The organism is Pseudomonas peradeniyensis (assembly GCF_014268935.2).
In the GTDB taxonomy this organism is placed as follows: domain Bacteria; phylum Pseudomonadota; class Gammaproteobacteria; order Pseudomonadales; family Pseudomonadaceae; genus Aquipseudomonas; species Aquipseudomonas peradeniyensis.
This window is the reverse complement of record NZ_JABWRJ020000005.1, coordinates 228,776-245,477: the sequence shown is the minus strand read 5'-3', so window position 1 is coordinate 245,477 and position 16,702 is coordinate 228,776. Positions and strand designations below refer to the sequence as shown.

At 64.6% G+C, this 16,702-nt stretch carries 17 protein-coding genes; all 17 read right to left on the bottom strand.

The window, feature by feature from the left end; all coding sequences use genetic code 11:
• Nucleotides 1-8: 8 nt before the first annotated feature.
• On the bottom strand, nucleotides 9-977 hold the full coding sequence (gene fliM, locus HU751_RS25295) for a flagellar motor switch protein FliM (protein ID WP_110738568.1): 969 nt from the start codon (nucleotides 975-977) through the stop codon (nucleotides 9-11).
• A 10-nt stretch (nucleotides 978-987) separates the two neighbouring features.
• Nucleotides 988-1,485 carry a flagellar basal body-associated protein FliL gene (gene fliL, locus HU751_RS25290; RefSeq protein WP_050706666.1) on the bottom strand — a complete coding sequence of 166 codons (498 nt, stop codon included), beginning with the start codon at nucleotides 1,483-1,485 and terminating at the stop codon, nucleotides 988-990.
• Between the two features lie 146 nt (nucleotides 1,486-1,631).
• The gene (locus HU751_RS25285; RefSeq protein WP_186734743.1) at nucleotides 1,632-2,978 is read right to left on the bottom strand and encodes a flagellar hook-length control protein FliK; all 1,347 of its coding nucleotides are present in this window, start codon (nucleotides 2,976-2,978) and stop codon (nucleotides 1,632-1,634) included.
• Between the two features lie 67 nt (nucleotides 2,979-3,045).
• Nucleotides 3,046-3,393: an Hpt domain-containing protein gene (locus HU751_RS25280; RefSeq protein WP_186734744.1), complete on the bottom strand. Its 348-nt coding sequence runs from the start codon at nucleotides 3,391-3,393 to the stop codon at nucleotides 3,046-3,048.
• 50 nt (nucleotides 3,394-3,443) lie between these two features.
• A complete protein-coding gene (locus HU751_RS25275) occupies nucleotides 3,444-5,135 on the bottom strand; it encodes a fused response regulator/phosphatase (RefSeq protein ID WP_186734745.1) in 1,692 nt (563 codons plus the stop codon).
• 8 nt (nucleotides 5,136-5,143) lie between these two features.
• Nucleotides 5,144-5,449, bottom strand: coding sequence for an STAS domain-containing protein (locus tag HU751_RS25270; RefSeq protein ID WP_050706670.1), 306 nt, complete (start codon nucleotides 5,447-5,449; stop codon nucleotides 5,144-5,146).
• 79 nt (nucleotides 5,450-5,528) lie between these two features.
• Nucleotides 5,529-5,981, bottom strand: coding sequence for a flagellar export protein FliJ (gene fliJ / locus HU751_RS25265; RefSeq protein WP_186734746.1), 453 nt, complete (start codon nucleotides 5,979-5,981; stop codon nucleotides 5,529-5,531).
• 6 nt (nucleotides 5,982-5,987) lie between these two features.
• Nucleotides 5,988-7,343 (bottom strand): flagellar protein export ATPase FliI, encoded by a 1,356-nt coding sequence (gene fliI, locus HU751_RS25260; protein WP_038706560.1) that lies wholly within the window; start codon nucleotides 7,341-7,343, stop codon nucleotides 5,988-5,990.
• On the bottom strand, nucleotides 7,333-8,106 hold the full coding sequence (fliH, locus tag HU751_RS25255; protein ID WP_186734747.1) for a flagellar assembly protein FliH: 774 nt from the start codon (nucleotides 8,104-8,106) through the stop codon (nucleotides 7,333-7,335). The genes fliI and fliH overlap by 11 nt, the downstream gene beginning before the upstream one ends.
• A gap of 177 nt (nucleotides 8,107-8,283) precedes the next feature.
• Nucleotides 8,284-9,303 carry a flagellar motor switch protein FliG gene (gene fliG / locus HU751_RS25250; protein WP_023631000.1) on the bottom strand — a complete coding sequence of 340 codons (1,020 nt, stop codon included), beginning with the start codon at nucleotides 9,301-9,303 and terminating at the stop codon, nucleotides 8,284-8,286.
• Nucleotides 9,296-11,074, bottom strand: coding sequence for a flagellar basal-body MS-ring/collar protein FliF (gene fliF, locus HU751_RS25245; protein ID WP_050706673.1), 1,779 nt, complete (start codon nucleotides 11,072-11,074; stop codon nucleotides 9,296-9,298). The genes fliG and fliF overlap by 8 nt, the downstream gene beginning before the upstream one ends.
• A 15-nt stretch (nucleotides 11,075-11,089) precedes the next feature.
• The gene (gene fliE, locus HU751_RS25240; protein WP_050706674.1) at nucleotides 11,090-11,422 is read right to left on the bottom strand and encodes a flagellar hook-basal body complex protein FliE; all 333 of its coding nucleotides are present in this window, start codon (nucleotides 11,420-11,422) and stop codon (nucleotides 11,090-11,092) included.
• Between the two features lie 107 nt (nucleotides 11,423-11,529).
• A complete protein-coding gene (locus tag HU751_RS25235; RefSeq protein WP_186734748.1) occupies nucleotides 11,530-12,906 on the bottom strand; it encodes a sigma-54-dependent transcriptional regulator in 1,377 nt (458 codons plus the stop codon).
• Complete coding sequence (locus HU751_RS25230; RefSeq protein WP_186734749.1) at nucleotides 12,903-14,120, bottom strand: sensor histidine kinase; 1,218 nt, start codon at nucleotides 14,118-14,120, stop codon at nucleotides 12,903-12,905. The genes HU751_RS25235 and HU751_RS25230 overlap by 4 nt, the downstream gene beginning before the upstream one ends.
• 165 nt (nucleotides 14,121-14,285) lie before the next feature.
• Complete coding sequence (gene fleQ / locus HU751_RS25225) at nucleotides 14,286-15,761, bottom strand: transcriptional regulator FleQ (protein WP_186734750.1); 1,476 nt, start codon at nucleotides 15,759-15,761, stop codon at nucleotides 14,286-14,288.
• Between the two features lie 166 nt (nucleotides 15,762-15,927).
• Nucleotides 15,928-16,224 (bottom strand): flagellar protein FliT, encoded by a 297-nt coding sequence (gene fliT / locus HU751_RS25220; RefSeq protein WP_186714840.1) that lies wholly within the window; start codon nucleotides 16,222-16,224, stop codon nucleotides 15,928-15,930.
• A gap of 14 nt (nucleotides 16,225-16,238) precedes the next feature.
• Complete coding sequence (gene fliS / locus HU751_RS25215) at nucleotides 16,239-16,634, bottom strand: flagellar export chaperone FliS (RefSeq protein ID WP_186734751.1); 396 nt, start codon at nucleotides 16,632-16,634, stop codon at nucleotides 16,239-16,241.
• Nucleotides 16,635-16,702: the final 68 nt, after the last annotated feature.

The following is a 16,702-nucleotide window of genomic DNA, read 5'->3' as shown; positions in this document are numbered from 1 at the left end:
GCACGCCGTCAGCGGCGTTCGATCGGGTCGATGATCTGCAGCGACAGGGTGCCCTTGTGCGAACCCAGCCGCGCCTTGAACGACGGCACGCCATTGGCGCGCAGCACCAGGTGCTCCGGCAGTTCCACCGGAATCACGTCGCCCGGCTGCATGTGCAGGATGTCACGCAGCTTCAGCTGGCGACGGGCGACCGTGGCCGACACCGGCACGTTGACGTCCAGCACGTCTTCGCGCAGGGCCTTGACCCACCGCTCGTCCTGGTCGTCCAGGTCGGACTGGAAGCCGGCGTCGAGCATTTCGCGCACCGGCTCGATCATCGAATACGGCATGGTCACGTGCAGGTCGCCGCCACCGCCGTCGAGCTCGATGTGGAAGGTCGAGACCACCACCGCCTCGCTGGGGCCGACGATGTTGGCCATGGCCGGGTTGACCTCGGAGTTGATGTACTCGAAGTTGACCGGCATGATCGCTTGCCAGGCTTCCTTGAGGTCGACGAAGCACTGGTCCAGGACCATGCGCACCACGCGCAGCTCGGTCGGGGTGAACTCGCGACCCTCGATCTTGGCGTGACGGCCGTCGCCACCGAAGAAGTTGTCCACCAGCTTGAACACCAGCTTGGCGTCGAGGATGAACAGCGCGGTGCCGCGCAACGGCTTGATCTTGACCAGGTTGAGGCTGGTGGGCACGTACAGCGAGTGCACGTACTCGCCGAACTTCATCACCTGCACGCCGCCCACCGCCACGTCGGCGGAGCGACGCAGCAGGTTGAACATGCTGATACGGGTATAACGGGCGAAACGCTCGTTGATCATTTCCAGGGTCGGCATGCGACCCCGCACGATACGGTCCTGACTGGTCAGGTCGTAGCTCTTGATGCTGCCGGGCTCGCCAGAGCTCTCGGTTTGTACCAGCCCATCGTCCACCCCATGCAGCAGGGCGTCGATCTCATCCTGGGACAGCAGGTCCTGCACGGCCATCTATGTGCTCCTACTGCAATACGAAATTGGTGAACAGCAGCTGGTCGACGACCGGCCTGCCGACTTCCTTCTGCGCCACTTCCTGCACCACCGCGGTGGCCTTCTGGCGCAGCATCTCCTGCCCGACGGGGCTGGCGGCAAGGGTGTCGAAGCCCTGGCCGGAAAACATCATCACCAGGTTGTTGCGAATCACCGGCATGTGCACCTTGAGCGCTTCGAGGTCGGCCTGGCTGCGCCCCTGCATGGTGATGCTCACCTGCATGTAGCGCTGGCGGCCGTTCTGGTTGAAGTTGACCACGAAGGCCGGTGCCAGCGGCTCGTAGATCGCCGGCAGCTTGACATTGCTCTGCGCGGCGTCGGGCGCTGGCGCCGACTCGCTCTTGTGCATGAAGAACCAGGTAGCGCCTACCGACAGGCCGACCGCCAGGAGCAGGGCCAGCACCAGCAGCAGGATCAACTTGAGTTTGCCTTTAGTGGCGGGGTCTTTCACTGCGTCACTCTTCGCCATGCCAATAATCCGTCGTCCATCGGGGTTTCAAGGAAGGATGACGTGGCTTGAGCAAGTGTTATGCCAAATCTGCTCGTGTCGGAAAGTACCAACCCCGTCGCGGGAAGGTACCCGCCCGACGGGGCATGGCCAGGGCCGGGGGAAGATCAGGCGTAGTAGTCGACCATGCTGCTGCCGATCACCGTCTGCTGCTCGACGGGATGCGCGGCATCGGCCAGTTCGCTGCCCTCCCCGGCCGCCTCGGCGCGGCGCGCCGCGACGCCGGACAGGTTCGACCCACCCTGCTGCGCCTGCTGCTGTTGCTGCTGCTCGCGGGACTGATCGGCCACGCTGACGTCCGGCTGCGCCAGGCCTTGCTGGGCGAACAGCTCGCGCAAACGGAAGGCCTGGCTGTCGAGGGCATCGCGCACCCCGGCGTGGCCGCTGACGAAGTGAATCTGGGTGGATTGATCCGCCGCGACATTGACACGAATGTCCAGACGACCCAGCTCGGCAGGTTCAAGCTGGATATCCGCCGACTTCAGGTTCTGGCTGGACAGGTACATGACCCGATTCACCAGACCTTCGGTCCAGGCGCCCTGGTTCATCGCCAACGGCTGCTGCAGCGGGTTCGGCGCTACCGGCACGGCATTGGCGGTCTTGGGCGTCGCCGCTTGCGTCAGGTTTGCCAGACGATTGGCGAAGTCATCCACACGCGTGTCGCTGCTGGCCTCCTTGATGTCCTTGAGGCCATCGTCGATCAGCCCGGCGAACGCCTTGTCGCCACGCTCGGAGTGCCCGGCCTCGGACTCGGCCTTCTCTGTCACATTCGCCAAGGTATTGACGGCAGTCGCGGCCGGGTCGGCCGGCGCCTGGCCATTTTCCGGGCGCACGCTGGCGGCATGCGCCGAAGTCGTACCCTTGGTCTGGGCCTCGTGCTCCAACGCCAGACGCAAGGTTGGCATATCGGCCAGTGGGTCGGCCTCTGGATCGAAGTTTGCGTCCTTGAGGACCTCCTCACCGACCGGCGGAGCCGGCACGGCGGGTTGCGGCGTCTGCACCGCCGCCTGCAAAACCGGCGCGACCGCTTCGGCCTGGGCCTGGATCAACTGCGCGCCGGCCTGGGCATCTGTGATCTGCCCTGCCACCAGATTGGCATCGAGGGAGGGAGTAGTGCTGCTATCAGCCGACTCGTCCGTTTCGCCGGCCGGCTTGGTGTCAGCCGTCGCAGGCAAGTTCTTGCCGTCATCGGCAACCGCTGGCTTGCTGGCATCCTGCGGCTTGCCGCCATTGGCAGGGGCTGTCTGCTCCTTGGGCTTGGCCGGGGTGGCGTCCTTGGTCACCTTGACGTCACGGGAAGGAGCATTGTCGCGCCCCTGGCGAGCCATGACCTGGTCGAAGCCAGCCCCCTGGCTGGCCGGGGCCTGCAGCGGCTTGTCCGCCACTCCGGCAGCCGGGCGCGACGCCGTATTGACGAGGCCGGCTTGCAACAATGGATTGGATGCGACAGGCATTGAAAGGTCTCCGCGGCAGAACAGGTAAAGTGCGTCTGTGCGAAGAAAAGCAAAACTCGCGCCAGCTTTACTCGGCGGCGATTCGCTGACGCTCGCCACGGTAGAAGCGCTGGACCTCCAGGTACTCCTGGTCGATGCGGTTGATCAGGTCCTCGATGCCATACAAGGATTGTTGACGCACTCGCTCCTCGAGCTGCTGACACAGCTCGGCCAGGCCCACGGCCCCCATATTGCTGCTGCTGCCCTTGAAACTGTGTGCGGCAAGGCCCAGCTCGTCGGCATCCTTGGCCTCGTGCAGCTGGTTCAGACGCCGCTCGGAGTCTTCCAGGAAGGTTTCCAGCAACTGCAGGTAGCCATCTTCCATGACCTCCCGCAAGTCACTCAGCACCTTCTGATCAATATGCATGTCCGCCACTTGCTCACTCCTTGATCAAGCCTGATTAGGCCCGAGCCGTGCAATCCGGCTCACCATTGAAACTCCACGCGCGCCAAGCGTCCACCCTCCAACCACTGGGCATTGCCGGCCAACCGCCGCACCAGGCTCACCCCTCGCCCACTGAAGCCCTGCTCCACCGGCGTGGCGACCGACAGGCGCTCCACGTCGAAGCCTGCGCCGCTGTCGCGGACCTCGATGATCAGGCGCCCACCCGCACCTTGAGGTTCCACCCGCAGGGCAATGCCGACGCTGCCGTGCACCTGCCGCCCCAGGCGCTCGGCGCGCTGGCGATAGTACTCGGCGAAGCCTTCGGCGTCGCGTTTGAGCGCCGAGTCCAGCCCCAGTACGCCATGCTCCAGCGCGTTGGAGTACAGCTCGCTGAGCACGCTGTGCAACTTGCCGCTGCTGGGCCTGAGCCCGTGGATTTCTTGCAACAGCTGTACCAGATAAGGAACCGGGTTGAAGCGCCCCAGGCTCTCGCCCCGCAACTCGAACTGCATCGACCAGTCCAGCGGACTGGAACGACCACTGTCGGAGTACACCACCGCCTGCGGTACCACATGGTCAGGCGGCAGCATGCGGATATCGCACAGGCTGATATCGTCTCGAGACTGGCCACCGAAACCGGCCAGCGCCTGCATGACCTCGTCGAACAACACCGCCGGATCGCGGTTGGCCGCCAGCACCTCCAACAGACGCTCCACGCCGAACAGGCATTCTCGGGCATCCCCGGTGTCGACCACGCCATCGGACAACAGGAACAATCGTTCCCCCGCCGCAAGCGGCCTCACCTCGGTGGTATCGTCGAACTGTTCGGGCGGCAGGATGCCCAACGGCAGGTGGCGCGAAGGCAACACCTCGAGCACCTCGCCTTGCGCCGACAACCGATAGCCATCCGGCATGCCACCGTTCCAGAGCTCCACGGTTTCTCGCTGGAAACTCAGGTTGAGCAACAGCGCACAACAGAACATGTCCACAGGCAGGATGCGCTTGAGCTTGGCGTTCATCTCCCGCAGCGTTTCGACCAGGCCGTAGCCCTTGGCGGTCATGCCATAGAACACCTCCGCCAGCGGCATGGCGCCGACCGCAGCCGGCAGGCCATGGCCGGTAAAGTCCCCCAGCAGCACATGCATGTCGCCCGAAGGGGTAAACGCCGCCAGCAACAGATCGCCATTGAACAGCGCGTAGGGCGATTGCAGGTAGCGGATGTTCGAGGCACCCAGGCAACCGGAGTGGGCGACCTTGTCGAACACCGCCTTGGCCACCCGCTGTTCGTTGAGCAGGTGATGGTGATGGCGGGCGATCTGGTCGCGCTGCTCCAGCACCGTTGCCTGCAGGCGACGCAGGCGGTCCATGGCACGAATCTTCGCCGCCAGGATGACGGCGCTGTAGGGTTTGGCCATGAAATCGTCGCCCCCGGCCTCCAGGCAACGCACCAGCCCCTCCTCTTCATTGAGGGAGGTCAGGAAGATGATCGGCACCAGCGCCTCGCCGGCCAGCGCCTTGATCCGCCGCGCCGCCTCGAAGCCATCCATCACCGGCATCAGCGCATCGAGCAGCACCAGCTGCGGCCGCCGCTCGGCAAACAGCGCCACCGCCTGCTCACCGTTCTCGGCCGTGACCACCTCATGCCCCTGGCGCCGGACGATCTGCGCCAGCAATAGCCTGTCCGCGGCGCCGTCCTCGGCCACCAGCACGGTCAACGGCTGATCGGCGGACATGGCCACGCTCAACTGATGTCGAACAGCTTTTCGAAGTTGGAGATCGCCAGGATCTTGCGCACATCAGGACTGGCATGGACCACTCGGATATCCGAGTCCTCGCCACCGACATGGTCGCGCAGCAGCAGCAACATGCCCAACGCCGAGCTGTCGAGATACGTGGCCTCCTTCAGGTCGACCACCACCGAATCCGGGCGCGGGCGCTGATGCTCGTAGGCGTCCCTGAATTCCTGGTGCTTGCCGAAATCGAAACGACCCTTGACCTTGATCGTCAGCTTTTTCCCATCCTGTGAAAAATCAGTTTCGACTGCCATGCGAGCGATTCCTTCGATGATGGCGAATGCGACTTCTGAAGGTTTAGCAGGCGCTGGCGACAGGCGCCAGTCAGGTCGATCAGGGGTGGCTCTGGCGCGGGAGGCGCTGGGACAGCTCGTCGAGCAGTTTCTGCTCGCGCTTGTCCTCGGCCCGGCGCGCTTCGTCCAGGTAGCGCTGGACCAGCTTGCGCAGTCCTTCGACCCGAGCATAAGCCTGCTGCCAGGTGTTGCGGGCGTTGTTCAGGTTGTTCTGGTGCCAGGCCATACTCTGGCGCTGTTGGGTCATCGCCGCCTCCAGCTGCCCGAGGAAGCGCTGGTAGTTGACCAGCCAGTTGCCATCGACGCCCTGGCTGCCGCGATTGATCCACTGCTGCTGATAGGCCTCGCGAAAACTCTCGAGCTCGGCCTGCTTGGCCTGGGCATCGCTGAGCAGCCTCTGGAAATGCCCCAGACGCTGAGCTGCCTTGCGCTCGGCCTCCTCGGCCATGTCCACCACCGGCACCAGGCGTGCCGCTCGGCTGGGCTGAGCCATGGTCTATCAGCCCGCCGGCGGCGCGAACACCGCGGCCAGTTCTTCACGGCTCTGTGCCATGCCGACGTTCTCATCCAGGCGCTGGCGCAGGAAGTCCACCAGCTTGGGTTGCAAGGCGATGGCCAGGTCCGTCTCCGGATCGCCACCGGCCACATAGGCGCCGACGCTGATCAGGTCGCGGCTCTGCGACAGGCGCGACCACAGCTGCTTGAACTTCTGCGCCTGGCGCAGATGATCGGGATCGACCACCTGGGGCATGACCCGGCTGATCGAGGCCTCGATGTCGATGGCCGGGTAGTGCCCTTCCTCGGCAAGGCGCCGGGACAGCACGAAGTGACCGTCAAGCACGCCTCGCGCCGAGTCGGCGATCGGATCCTGCTGGTCGTCGCCTTCGGACAGCACCGTGTAGAATGCGGTGATCGAGCCACCGCCCGGCTCGCCATTGCCAGCCCGCTCCACCAGCTTGGGCAGCTTGGCGAACACCGACGGCGGATAACCGCGGGTGGCGGGCGGCTCGCCGATGGCCAGGGCGATTTCGCGCTGGGCCTGGGCGAAACGGGTCAGCGAGTCCATCAGCAACAGGACATTCTTGCCCTTGTCGCGGAAATACTCGGCAATACGCGTGCAATACATCGCCGCGCGCAGACGCATCAAGGGCGCGTCGTCCGCCGGCGAGGCCACCACCACCGAGCGCTTGAGCCCTTCCTCGCCGAGGATGTGCTCGATGAACTCCTTGACTTCCCGACCCCGCTCGCCGATCAGGCCGACCACGATGATCTCGGCCTCGGTAAAGCGGGTCATCATGCCCAGCAGCACCGACTTACCGACACCGGTACCGGCAAACAGGCCCAAGCGCTGGCCGCGGCCGACGGTGAGCAAGCCATTGATGCTGCGGATACCGACATCCAGCGGCTGGCTGATCGGATCACGGTTGAGCGGGTTGATGATCGGGCCGTCCATCGGCACCCAGTCCTCGGCCTTCATCCCGCCCTTGCCGTCCAGCGCGCGACCGGCGCCATCGAGCACCCGGCCAAGCATGCTCATGCCCATCGGCAGGCGACCGCTGTCGTCCAGCGGCACCACGCGCGCACCGGGAGCAAGGCCGACAATGCTGCCGACCGGCATCAGGAACACCTTGCTGCCGGCAAAGCCCATGACTTCGGCTTCCACCTGCACCGGGTGATAGCTGTCGTCGTTGATCACCAGGCAGCGACTGCCCACCGCAGCGCGTAAACCTTCAGCCTCGAGGGTGAGGCCGACCATGCGCAGCAGGCGCCCTTCGACGATCGGCTGGTCGGGCAGCTTCACCGCGTCGGCGTAGCCCTCCAGGCGCTTGCCGAAGCTGGTGCGGTCAAGGCGCATCGGCTTCACCCGCCGGCACGTCCAGCTCGACGGATATATCCGGCGCAGCAGGGTGCAGGGCCTGGTCGTGGGACTGGTCGAACAGCTGCGTCACAGCCTTTTCGATGCGGGTCTCCATGGTCGCGTCGATACGGCTGTGAGCAGTCTCGATCCGGCAGCCGCCCGGCAGCAACGACTCATCCTCGAGCAGTTTCCAGCTCTCCTCATGACGCTCGCGCAAGGCCTTGGCCAGCTCGAAATCCTGCGGGTTGAGGTGGATACGGATGTTGTCGGCCCCCATCGGCAGCAGTTTCAGCGCCTCACGCAGGACGTGGGTGATCTGGCTCGAATCGCTGCGCAACTCGCGACCGATGACCTGGCGGGTCATGCTGGCGACCAGTTGCACCAGGGCTTTCTCGATCTGGGTGTCCTGCTCGGCGATGGGCTCGAGCAGATGGTTCATGACCTGTTCGAGGCTGGCCAATTTGGCCGCCAGGGCCACTTCGGCCTCCTGGCGAACCTTCAGCTGGGTGCTGTGGAAGCCTTCGCGCTCGCCAGTGGCGAAGCCTTCGTTGTAGGCCTCCTGACGGATGGCCTCGAGCTCTTCGAGGGTCAGCGGCTGGACTTCCTCCAGCGGCACCTCCTCGACTTCTTCCTCGATGACCTCAGGCTCCGGCTCGGGTTGCGGCTCGGGCTCGGGGTCGAAGCTGGGCAGCGCCCACACATCCACGCCCTCGAGGTCGCGGGCACGGATCAGGTCGCTGGGGTGTTCGGTGGTGGACATGTTTTCAGGTACTCAAAAGCCATCTGCAACCAACGCGCTCCCTGTAGGAGCGGCCTTGTGTCGCGAAAGGGCTGCAAAGCAGCCCCTCGATCTCGATGTCACCGCAAAATTGTCGGGGCAGCCTTGCCCTTTCGCGGCACAAGGCCGCTCCTAAAGGGGACCGCGTCGCCCCGAAGATCAGATCATTTCCTCGGCGCCCTTGCCGCCCAGCACGATCTCGCCGGCCTCGGCCATGCGACGGGCGATGGTGAGGATTTCCTTCTGCGCCGTTTCCACGTCGCTGACCCGCACCGGCCCCTTGGCCTCCAGGTCGTCGCGCAGCAGCTCCGACGCACGCTTGGACATGTTCTTGAAGATCTTGTCCTTGACCCGCTCATCGGCGCCCTTGAGCGACACCACCAGCACGTCCGAGGACACCTCGCGCAGCAGCGCCTGGATGCCACGGTCGTCGACATCGGCCAGGTTGTTGAAGACGAACATCAGGTCTTCGATCTGCTCCGACAGGTCGCTGTCGATCTCGCGGATCGAGTCCATGAGCGCGCCTTCCACGGAACTGTCGAGGAAGTTCATGATGTCGGCGGCGCGCTTGATGCCACCCAGGGTGGTGCGCGCGGCATTGGAGTTGCCGGAGAACTGCTTCTCGAGGATCTGGTTGAGTTCCTTGAGCGCCGCCGGCTGCACGGTGTTGAGCGACGACACGCGCAAGACGATGTCCAGGCGCACCTTGTGGTCGAAATTGCTCAGCACCTCGCCGGCCTGGTCGGGGTCGAGGTAGGCGACCACGATGGCCTGGATCTGCGGGTGTTCGTAGCGGATGACGTCGGCCACGGCACGCGGCTCCATCCACTTGAGGCTGTCCAGGCCGCTGGTGTTGCCACCGAGCAGGATGCGGTCGATCAGGCCGTTGGCCTTGTCCTCGCCGAGGGCCTGGTTGAGCATCTTGCGGATATAGCCGTCGGAACCAACGCCCAGGCTGGTCTGGTCGCCGACGATCTCGACGAACTCGCTCATCACCTGCTCGACCTGCTCGCGATGGACGTTGCCCATCTGCGCCATGGCCACACCGACCCGCTGCACTTCCTTGGGCCCCATGTGGCGCAGGACCTGCGCGGCATCGGTCTCGCCGAGCGAGAGCAGGAGGATGGCCGCCTTGTCGACGCGGCTCAGCTTGGCGGTAATGGCTCGATTGTCACTCATCGGCGTTGATCCACTCTTTCACGACCTGGGCCACGCGGCCCGGGTCTTCGGCCACCAGGCCCTTGATTGCGTTGAGCTGTGCCTCGTAACCCTCGCTCGGGCTCGGCAACAGAATGCTTGTCGGGCCACCCAGGCTGACGCGGTCGTTGGCCAGTTCGCCATCCAGACCGATCATGCCGCCCAGCTCCATGTCGCTGTCCGTGGCAGCCTGCTTGCCGCCACCTGTGATGTTGTTGAGCACCGGACGCAGCACGCCGAACACCAGCACCAGGATGAACAGCACGCCCAGCACCTGCTTGACGATGTCCCAGAACCACGGCTGCGAGTAGAACGGAATGTCGACCAGTTCGTCGCCACGGTCGGCGGCGAACGGCACGTTGATCACGGTGACGCTGTCGCCACGGCTGGCATCGAAGCCCACTGCGTCTTGCACCAGGCGAGTGAAGCGCGCCAGGTCCTCGGCTCCCCACGGGGTACGGGTGGTTTCGCCGGTGGCGGCGTCGAGCTTGACCTGGTCGTCCACCACCACGGCCACCGACAGGCGGGTCAGGCGACCTTGCTGCTGACGGGTGTGGCTGATGGAGCGGTCCAGCTCGAAGTTCTTGGTGCTCTGCTGACGCTTGTCGCTCGGGTACGGCGCGAGCATCGGCTGGCCGGTGGCCGGGTCCATGATCTGCTGGCCGTTGGCGTCCACCAGCGGCTGACCAGGCTGGATGGCACCGGCCGGCGTGGCGGCGGCCTTGGCGTTTTCGGGCGCGGAGGCGCCGGCCGGCGGCTGGTTGCTCAGGGCGCCCGGCACACCTTGCGGGCCCTGGCTGCTGGCACGCTGTTCGTTGACCGACTGTTCGCTGCGCAGCGCTGGTTGGTCTGGATTGAACTGCTCGGAGGTGGACTCGACGGCGCTGAAGTCAACGTCGGTCGACACCTCGGCCTTGTAGCGGTCGTTGCCCAGCACCGGCTGGAGGATATTGTGCACGCGCTGGGTGAGCATGCCTTCCATGCGGCGGCTGTAGTCGAACTGCTTGCCCGCCATGGTCAGGGCGGTGTCCTGCAACTGGTCGGAAAGCAGGTTGCCCTTCTGGTCGACCACGGTCACCTGGGACTTGTCCAGTTCCGGAACACTGGTGGCCACGAGGTTGACGATGGCCATGACCTGGCCCGCCTCCAGGGCGCGGCCCGGGTACAGTTCGACCAGCACCGAGGCGCTGGGCTTGCGCTCGTCACGCACGAACACCGAGCTTTTCGGGATCGCCAGGTGCACGCGGGCGGCCTTGACATTGTTCAGGCTCGACACGGTACGCGCCAGCTCGCCTTCCAGGCTGCGACGGTAGCGGGTGGCTTCCATGAACTGGCTGGTACCCAGGCCCTGCTCCTTGTCGAGCAACTCGAAGCCGACGTTGCCATCGCTTGGCGCGACACCGGCGGAGGCCAGTTTCAGGCGCGCACGGGAGAGGTCGTCGGCCTTGACCAGCAGGGCGCCGGAGTTCGGCTCCACGCGATAGGGGATATCGGCGGCGGTCAGGGCATCGATCACCTGCTTGGTGTCGGTGCCCGCCAGGCTGCCGTACAGCGGCCGGTAGTCCGGCTGCTGCGACCACAGCACCACGGCGAAACCGATGGCCACGCTGGCGGCCAGGCCGACCAGCAGGCCGACCTGACGCAGCATGGGCATCTGCGAGATGTTTTCCAGGAACGCCATGCCGAACAGCGGCGGCTTGGCCGCTGGCGGACCACTCTTGGCGGGGGCGTTATCGACGACTGCTTCGGCCATGACTCACTCTCGCCCTTATACCGGCATCTGCATGATGTCCTGGTACGCCTGTACCAGCTTGTTGCGCACCTGGGTCAGGGCCTGGAACGATACCGAGGCCTTCTGCGAGGCGATCATCACGTCGGTCAGGTCGACCCCGCTCTTGCCGATCTCGAAAGCGTTGGACAGCTGGGAGGAGGCCTGCTGCGTTTCATGCACCTTGCCAATGGCCTGGCCAAGCATGTCGGCAAAGCTGCTCTGGCCTGGCGCCAGTTCAGGCGCGGCGACAGCCTTGGGCTGGGACATGGCTTCGGCCTGCATGGCGCGCATGTCCAACATCAGACGATTGAATTCAACACCTTGGGTCATGGACTTCTCTCTCCGGCTGCCGCACTTTTTTTGACACTCGTGCAGCGAATGGGTTGGAGCTAGCAAGAGGAGTGCCAGCCAACCCGAAAATCATTCAAAACGACGCATCAACCGAACAGGCTGGCCTCGACATCCAGGCCCGCGTCACGCATCTGCGCCAGCTTGTAGCGCAAGGTGCGCGGGCTGATTCCCAGACGCTCGGCAGCCTCCTTGCGGCGCCCGCGCTCGGCACGCAGGGTGTCGATGATCATCTGGAACTCATGACGCCGCATGTCGTCGCCCAGCCCGCCAACCTCGGCAACCGGCTCAACGGGTAATGGCTCAATAGTGGCTACTCTCGGCGCCGACAATGGAATGGCGCCAGCCAGACAGAAATCCGCCGCTTCGATCACACCACCCTGCTGCAGGATCAGCGCCCGCTGCACGGCGTTGTCCAGCTCCCGCACATTGCCCGGCCAGGCATACGCCTGCAGGCACGCCTGCGCCTCGCTGGACAGGCAAACCTGGGCATGGCGCATCTTGCGGGCATGGCGCGCCAGCAGGCGCTCGGCCAGCGGCAGGATATCGGCAGGACGCTCGCGCAGGGAGCGCCAGGCCATGGGGAACACCGAAAGGCGGTAGTAGAGGTCTTCACGGAAACGGCCGGCCGCCACCTCCCCCACCAGGTCGCGGTTGGTCGTGGCAAGGATGCGGATGTCCAGGGCGATGGGCTTGCGCCCACCGACGCGCTCGACTTCGCGCTCCTGCAGCACCCGTAGCAGCTTGGCTTGCAAGCCGAGCGGCATCTCGGAGATCTCGTCCAGCAGCAAGGTGCCACCGTCGGCCTGCTCGAACTTGCCCGCCTGGGCGGCGATCGCCCCGGTGAAGGCGCCCTTTTCATGGCCGAACAGGGTCGCCTCGAGCATGTTGTCCGGGATGGCCGCGCAGTTGATCGCGACGAAAGGCTGATCCGCCCGCCGCGACTGCTGATGGATGTAGCGTGCCAGCACTTCCTTGCCGGTTCCCGACTCGCCGGAGATCAGTACGGTCGAGTCGCTTTGCGCAACCCGTGCCGCCAATTCCAGCAATTGCCGGCTGGCCGGCTCGCATGCCACCGGCCCTTCGTCATCGTTGCCAGCAGCGCTGCCGACGGCATGACGCGCCACCAGGCCGTTCAGCGCTGCAGGCTCGAAAGGCTTGACCAGGTAATCGACAGCCCCTTGGCGCATGGCCTCCACCGCCCGCTCCACCGCCGCATGGGCGGTCATCAGCAACACTGGTAGCTGTGGGTGCTGTCGACGCAGCTGGGCGAGCAGTTGATGACCGTCCATGCCCGGCATGTTCACGTCGCTGACCACCAGGCTGAACGACTCTTCAGTCACCGCCAGCAAGGCCTCCTCGGCACTGCCGACGGCACGGTGGCAGAAACCGCCGATCTCCAGGGTATCGACCAACGCCTGGCGCAGAACCCGATCATCCTCGACCAGCAGTACCTTGACGCTCATTGATTGACCTCCCCACGGCCGTCGATCAACGGCAGCAGCACGGTGACACAGGTGCCACGGCCAAGCCTGGAGCGTAGCTGCAGGGTGCCGCGGTGCGCGCGCACCACCGCCTGGACCACCGCCAGCCCCAAGCCGGTGCCGGTCGCCTTGGTGGTCACGAATGGCTCACCCAGGCGCGCCAGCAGCTGCTCGTCGATACCGCTGCCGGCATCACTGACGCACACGCGCAGATTGTCGTCGCAACGCGACAGGTGCACCTTGAGTTTCGCCGGCCCGCTGCTGGCCTGCAGGGCATTCTCGATCAAGTTGAGCAAGGCGCCGACCAGGGTGTCACGGTTGCATAGCAACTCCCCGAGGCGGCTGTCGCACTGCCAGCGCACCGCATGCCCCTCGACATGGGCATGAGCTGCCTGTTGCAGCGCCTGGAACAACGCCTTCGGACTGATGCGGTCATTGAGCGGCAATTCCCCGCGGGCGAACACCAGCATGTCGCGCACCTGGTGTTCGAGCTCGTGGAGACGCTCCTTGAGATTGCCGGCAAAACGCAGCCGGGTCTCGTCCGTCAGAACCTGCTGCGGTTCGGCCAGGTGGCTGGCATAGAGCATTGCCGCCGAGAGCGGCGTGCGGATCTGGTGCGCCAGGGACGCGATCATGCGACCCAGGGACGACAGGCGTTCGTGCCGCGCCAGCTGATCCTGCATGCGGCGGGTTTCGGTCAGGTCGTTGAGCAGCACCAACTGCCCCGGCTCGGCATCCAGCGAGCGCGTCGCGATGGACAGCCGACGCCCGTCACGCAGGGAGACCTCATGACCGTCATCGTCACGCGGCGCGAAACTGCGGGCAATCACCTCGCGCCAGCGCATGCCGATCAACGGCTCGCCGAGCAACTCGCAGGCCGCCGGATTGGCTTCGCGCACACCCCCTTCGGCATCGATCACGATCACCCCGCCCGGCAGCAGGTCGAGCAGGTTCTGCAAGCGATTGGCCAGGCGCTCCTTCTCATCGAGCTCGGCCATGCGCTGCGCACTGACCACCGCCAGCTCGCCCTTGAGCTCGCTGACCCGGGTCTCGAGCATGGTGTAGGACTGGCTCAGCTGGCTGGAAACCTGATCGAACAGGGCGAACGCCTGCTCAAGACCCTGCCGGCTTTCCTGCTCGAGCGGGGTGTGCCCGCGCGGATCGGCGGCATGGGAACGGTGGGCGGCCTGGGGCATCGTGCTCTCTCGCATGGCTGACCGTCATAAAAACGGTATGTTGCCTGCGGTGTAGCAATAGCCGTGCCGGAGATGGGGATAATCGAATGCGGGATCGTTGATCGAAGGCAATGGCCGGGGCTGTCACAGCCCCCCCCCCGACCATTGTGTCCAGGCAAGACGGGATCAGTCGTCCGCCTGCTCCTCGCCACCTTGGCGGCTCATGCCGTACTTGCGCATCTTCTCCACCAGCGTGGTGCGACGGATGCGCAGGCGCTCGGCGGCACGGGCGACAATGCCATTGGCATCGTCCAGCGCCTGCTGGATCAGCCCCTGTTCCAGACTGCCGAGGTAGTCCTTGAGGTCCAGCCCCTCGGGCGGCAGCATGGCGTGGCTGGCGAAGTTCGGCGCATGCCCGTTGATCGCCACGCGCTCTTCGAGATCGGAGCGCAGGCTGTCGACCAGCTGCTCATCCTCGTCATCCACATAACGGAACTTCTTCGGCAGCTCCGCCACGCCAATCACCCCGTACGGGTGCATGATCGCCATGCGCTCCACCAGGTTGGCCAACTCGCGGACGTTGCCCGGCCAACCGTGGCGGCACAGCGACATGATCGACGCGGAGTTGAAGCGGATCGAGCCGCGCTTCTCGTGTTCCATGCGCGAGATCAGCTCGTTCATCAGCAACGGGATGTCTTCAACCCGCTCACGCAATGGCGCCATCTCGATAGGGAACACATTCAGCCGGTAATACAAATCCTCGCGGAAGGTCCCGTCCTCGATCATGGTCTCGAGGTTCTTGTGCGTCGCGGCAATGATGCGCACGTCGATGCTCTGGGTCTTGTTGCTGCCGACCCGCTCGAAGGTACGCTCCTGCAACACGCGCAGCAGCTTGACCTGCATCGGCAGCGGCATGTCGCCGATTTCGTCGAGGAACAGCGTGCCGCCGTTGGCCAGCTCGAAGCGCCCGGCACGACTGGTGATCGCCCCGGTGAAGGCGCCCTTCTCGTGGCCGAACAGTTCGCTTTCGAGCAGCTCTGCCGGGATCGCCCCGCAGTTGACCGGCACGAACGGTGCCTCGCGACGCTTGGAGTGGTAGTGCAGGTTGCGCGCCACCACTTCCTTGCCGGTGCCCGACTCGCCGAGGATCAGCACGCTGGCATCGGTGTCGGCCACTTGCTGCATCATCTGCCGCACATGCTGGATGGCACGGCTGGTGCCCACCAGGCTGCGGAACAGGTTGGGCTCGCGCTGGCGACCACGCTCGCGGGCCTGGTCGTACATCTCGCGATAGACCTGGGCACGGTGCAGGGAGTCGAGCAACTGGCTGTAGCTCGGCGGCATCTCGAGGTTGGACAGCACACGGCGGCGCAGGTCCTCGGGGAAGTCCGCGGAAGAAATTTCACCCAGAAGCAGAACCGGAAGGAACTCATCCCACCCGGCCACTGTCTTAAGGAGCCCCAGCACGCTGGCCGGGGCATTTACGCTACCGATCAGGACACACAGCACTTCACGGCTGGAAGACAAACCCTCGACCACCTGCTGCCAGTCGTCGCTGGAGCAGGACAGGTTTTCTTCGCCGAGAAAATTCAGGACCACCGCCAGATCGCGGCGGCGTTCGCTGTCGTCATCGATCAGGAGAATCTTGGTTTCACGCCACATGCAATAGCAACTTCCCTAGTCATATCGGCGCCCGAAGGCGTGCACGACATCATTCCGACTGAATGGTCAGTGTTCGGACGTCTGAATTTCGAAAACAGCCACTAGTAAAGTCAAAAAACGGCACACAGTCAAATTTATGGCGCGCTGATTTTTGTGTCACCTGTGGTCAGGTGAACAAATGGTATACCTTTGTCGCGTTTTCCGCCTGACGTATCTTCGCCATCTCGTCGACTACCGATTGACGCTCGCCACTTGCAACCTCGATTAGCTGCCGATAGACGGCCTGCAACTGCTCCAGGCTGGCACGCACCTCATCCTCGTTCGACAGCGCCTCGGCCAGCACATCATCGACGCACAGGCGGCACTCCAGATCCAGCTCGCCAACCGCCTCCCAGTCACGACTGGCCAGGGCGGCGAGCAGCAGCTCGCGGGTCTGGTCGATACGCTCGATCACCTCACTCATGACAACCTCCTGGTTCAGGGCGCCGGCTGCTGTTCGCCGATCGCATCCCAGCCTTCCTTGACCGTGATCAGCAGGCGCGCGACTTCGTCGATGATCTCGGGATCGCTCTTGACGTTGGCCTCGACCAGGCGACGACTCATGTAGGTGTACAGGTTATCCAGATCAGCCAGGCTTTCGGCATGGTTTTCCAGGTCGAGACCCTCGCGCAGACCACCGATGATATCGATGGCCTTGCCGATCAGAATACCCTTCTGGGCAACATCCTTGCGGGCAATGGCGCCCTTGGCCTGGGCCAGGCGGTCGAGACCACCCTGCATGAGCATCTGCACCAGACGGTGCGGACTGGCCTCGGAAGTCTGTGCCACGCCATTGACTTTCTGGTATTGCCGAAGGGCCAACATCGGGTTCATGGATCTACCTCGTTGCAGCGAAAAGGTGCATATACCTCTTGTATCGCCGCCGCGTCAAAAAACTTTAG

Coding starts and splice junctions, on each gene's coding strand:
- fliM (WP_110738568.1), bottom strand. CDS start 977: ATGGCCGTGCAGGACCTGCTGTCCCAGGATGAGATCGACGCCCTGCTG.
- fliL (WP_050706666.1), bottom strand. CDS start 1,485: ATGGCGAAGAGTGACGCAGTGAAAGACCCCGCCACTAAAGGCAAACTC.
- HU751_RS25285 (WP_186734743.1), bottom strand. CDS start 2,978: ATGCCTGTCGCATCCAATCCATTGTTGCAAGCCGGCCTCGTCAATACG.
- HU751_RS25275 (WP_186734745.1), bottom strand. CDS start 5,135: ATGTCCGCCGATCAGCCGTTGACCGTGCTGGTGGCCGAGGACGGCGCC.
- HU751_RS25270 (WP_050706670.1), bottom strand. CDS start 5,449: ATGGCAGTCGAAACTGATTTTTCACAGGATGGGAAAAAGCTGACGATC.
- fliJ (WP_186734746.1), bottom strand. CDS start 5,981: ATGGCTCAGCCCAGCCGAGCGGCACGCCTGGTGCCGGTGGTGGACATG.
- fliI (WP_038706560.1), bottom strand. CDS start 7,343: ATGCGCCTTGACCGCACCAGCTTCGGCAAGCGCCTGGAGGGCTACGCC.
- fliH (WP_186734747.1), bottom strand. CDS start 8,106: ATGTCCACCACCGAACACCCCAGCGACCTGATCCGTGCCCGCGACCTC.
- fliG (WP_023631000.1), bottom strand. CDS start 9,303: ATGAGTGACAATCGAGCCATTACCGCCAAGCTGAGCCGCGTCGACAAG.
- fliF (WP_050706673.1), bottom strand. CDS start 11,074: ATGGCCGAAGCAGTCGTCGATAACGCCCCCGCCAAGAGTGGTCCGCCA.
- fliE (WP_050706674.1), bottom strand. CDS start 11,422: ATGACCCAAGGTGTTGAATTCAATCGTCTGATGTTGGACATGCGCGCC.
- HU751_RS25235 (WP_186734748.1), bottom strand. CDS start 12,906: ATGAGCGTCAAGGTACTGCTGGTCGAGGATGATCGGGTTCTGCGCCAG.
- HU751_RS25230 (WP_186734749.1), bottom strand. CDS start 14,120: ATGCCCCAGGCCGCCCACCGTTCCCATGCCGCCGATCCGCGCGGGCAC.
- fleQ (WP_186734750.1), bottom strand. CDS start 15,761: ATGTGGCGTGAAACCAAGATTCTCCTGATCGATGACGACAGCGAACGC.
- fliT (WP_186714840.1), bottom strand. CDS start 16,224: ATGAGTGAGGTGATCGAGCGTATCGACCAGACCCGCGAGCTGCTGCTC.
- fliS (WP_186734751.1), bottom strand. CDS start 16,634: ATGAACCCGATGTTGGCCCTTCGGCAATACCAGAAAGTCAATGGCGTG.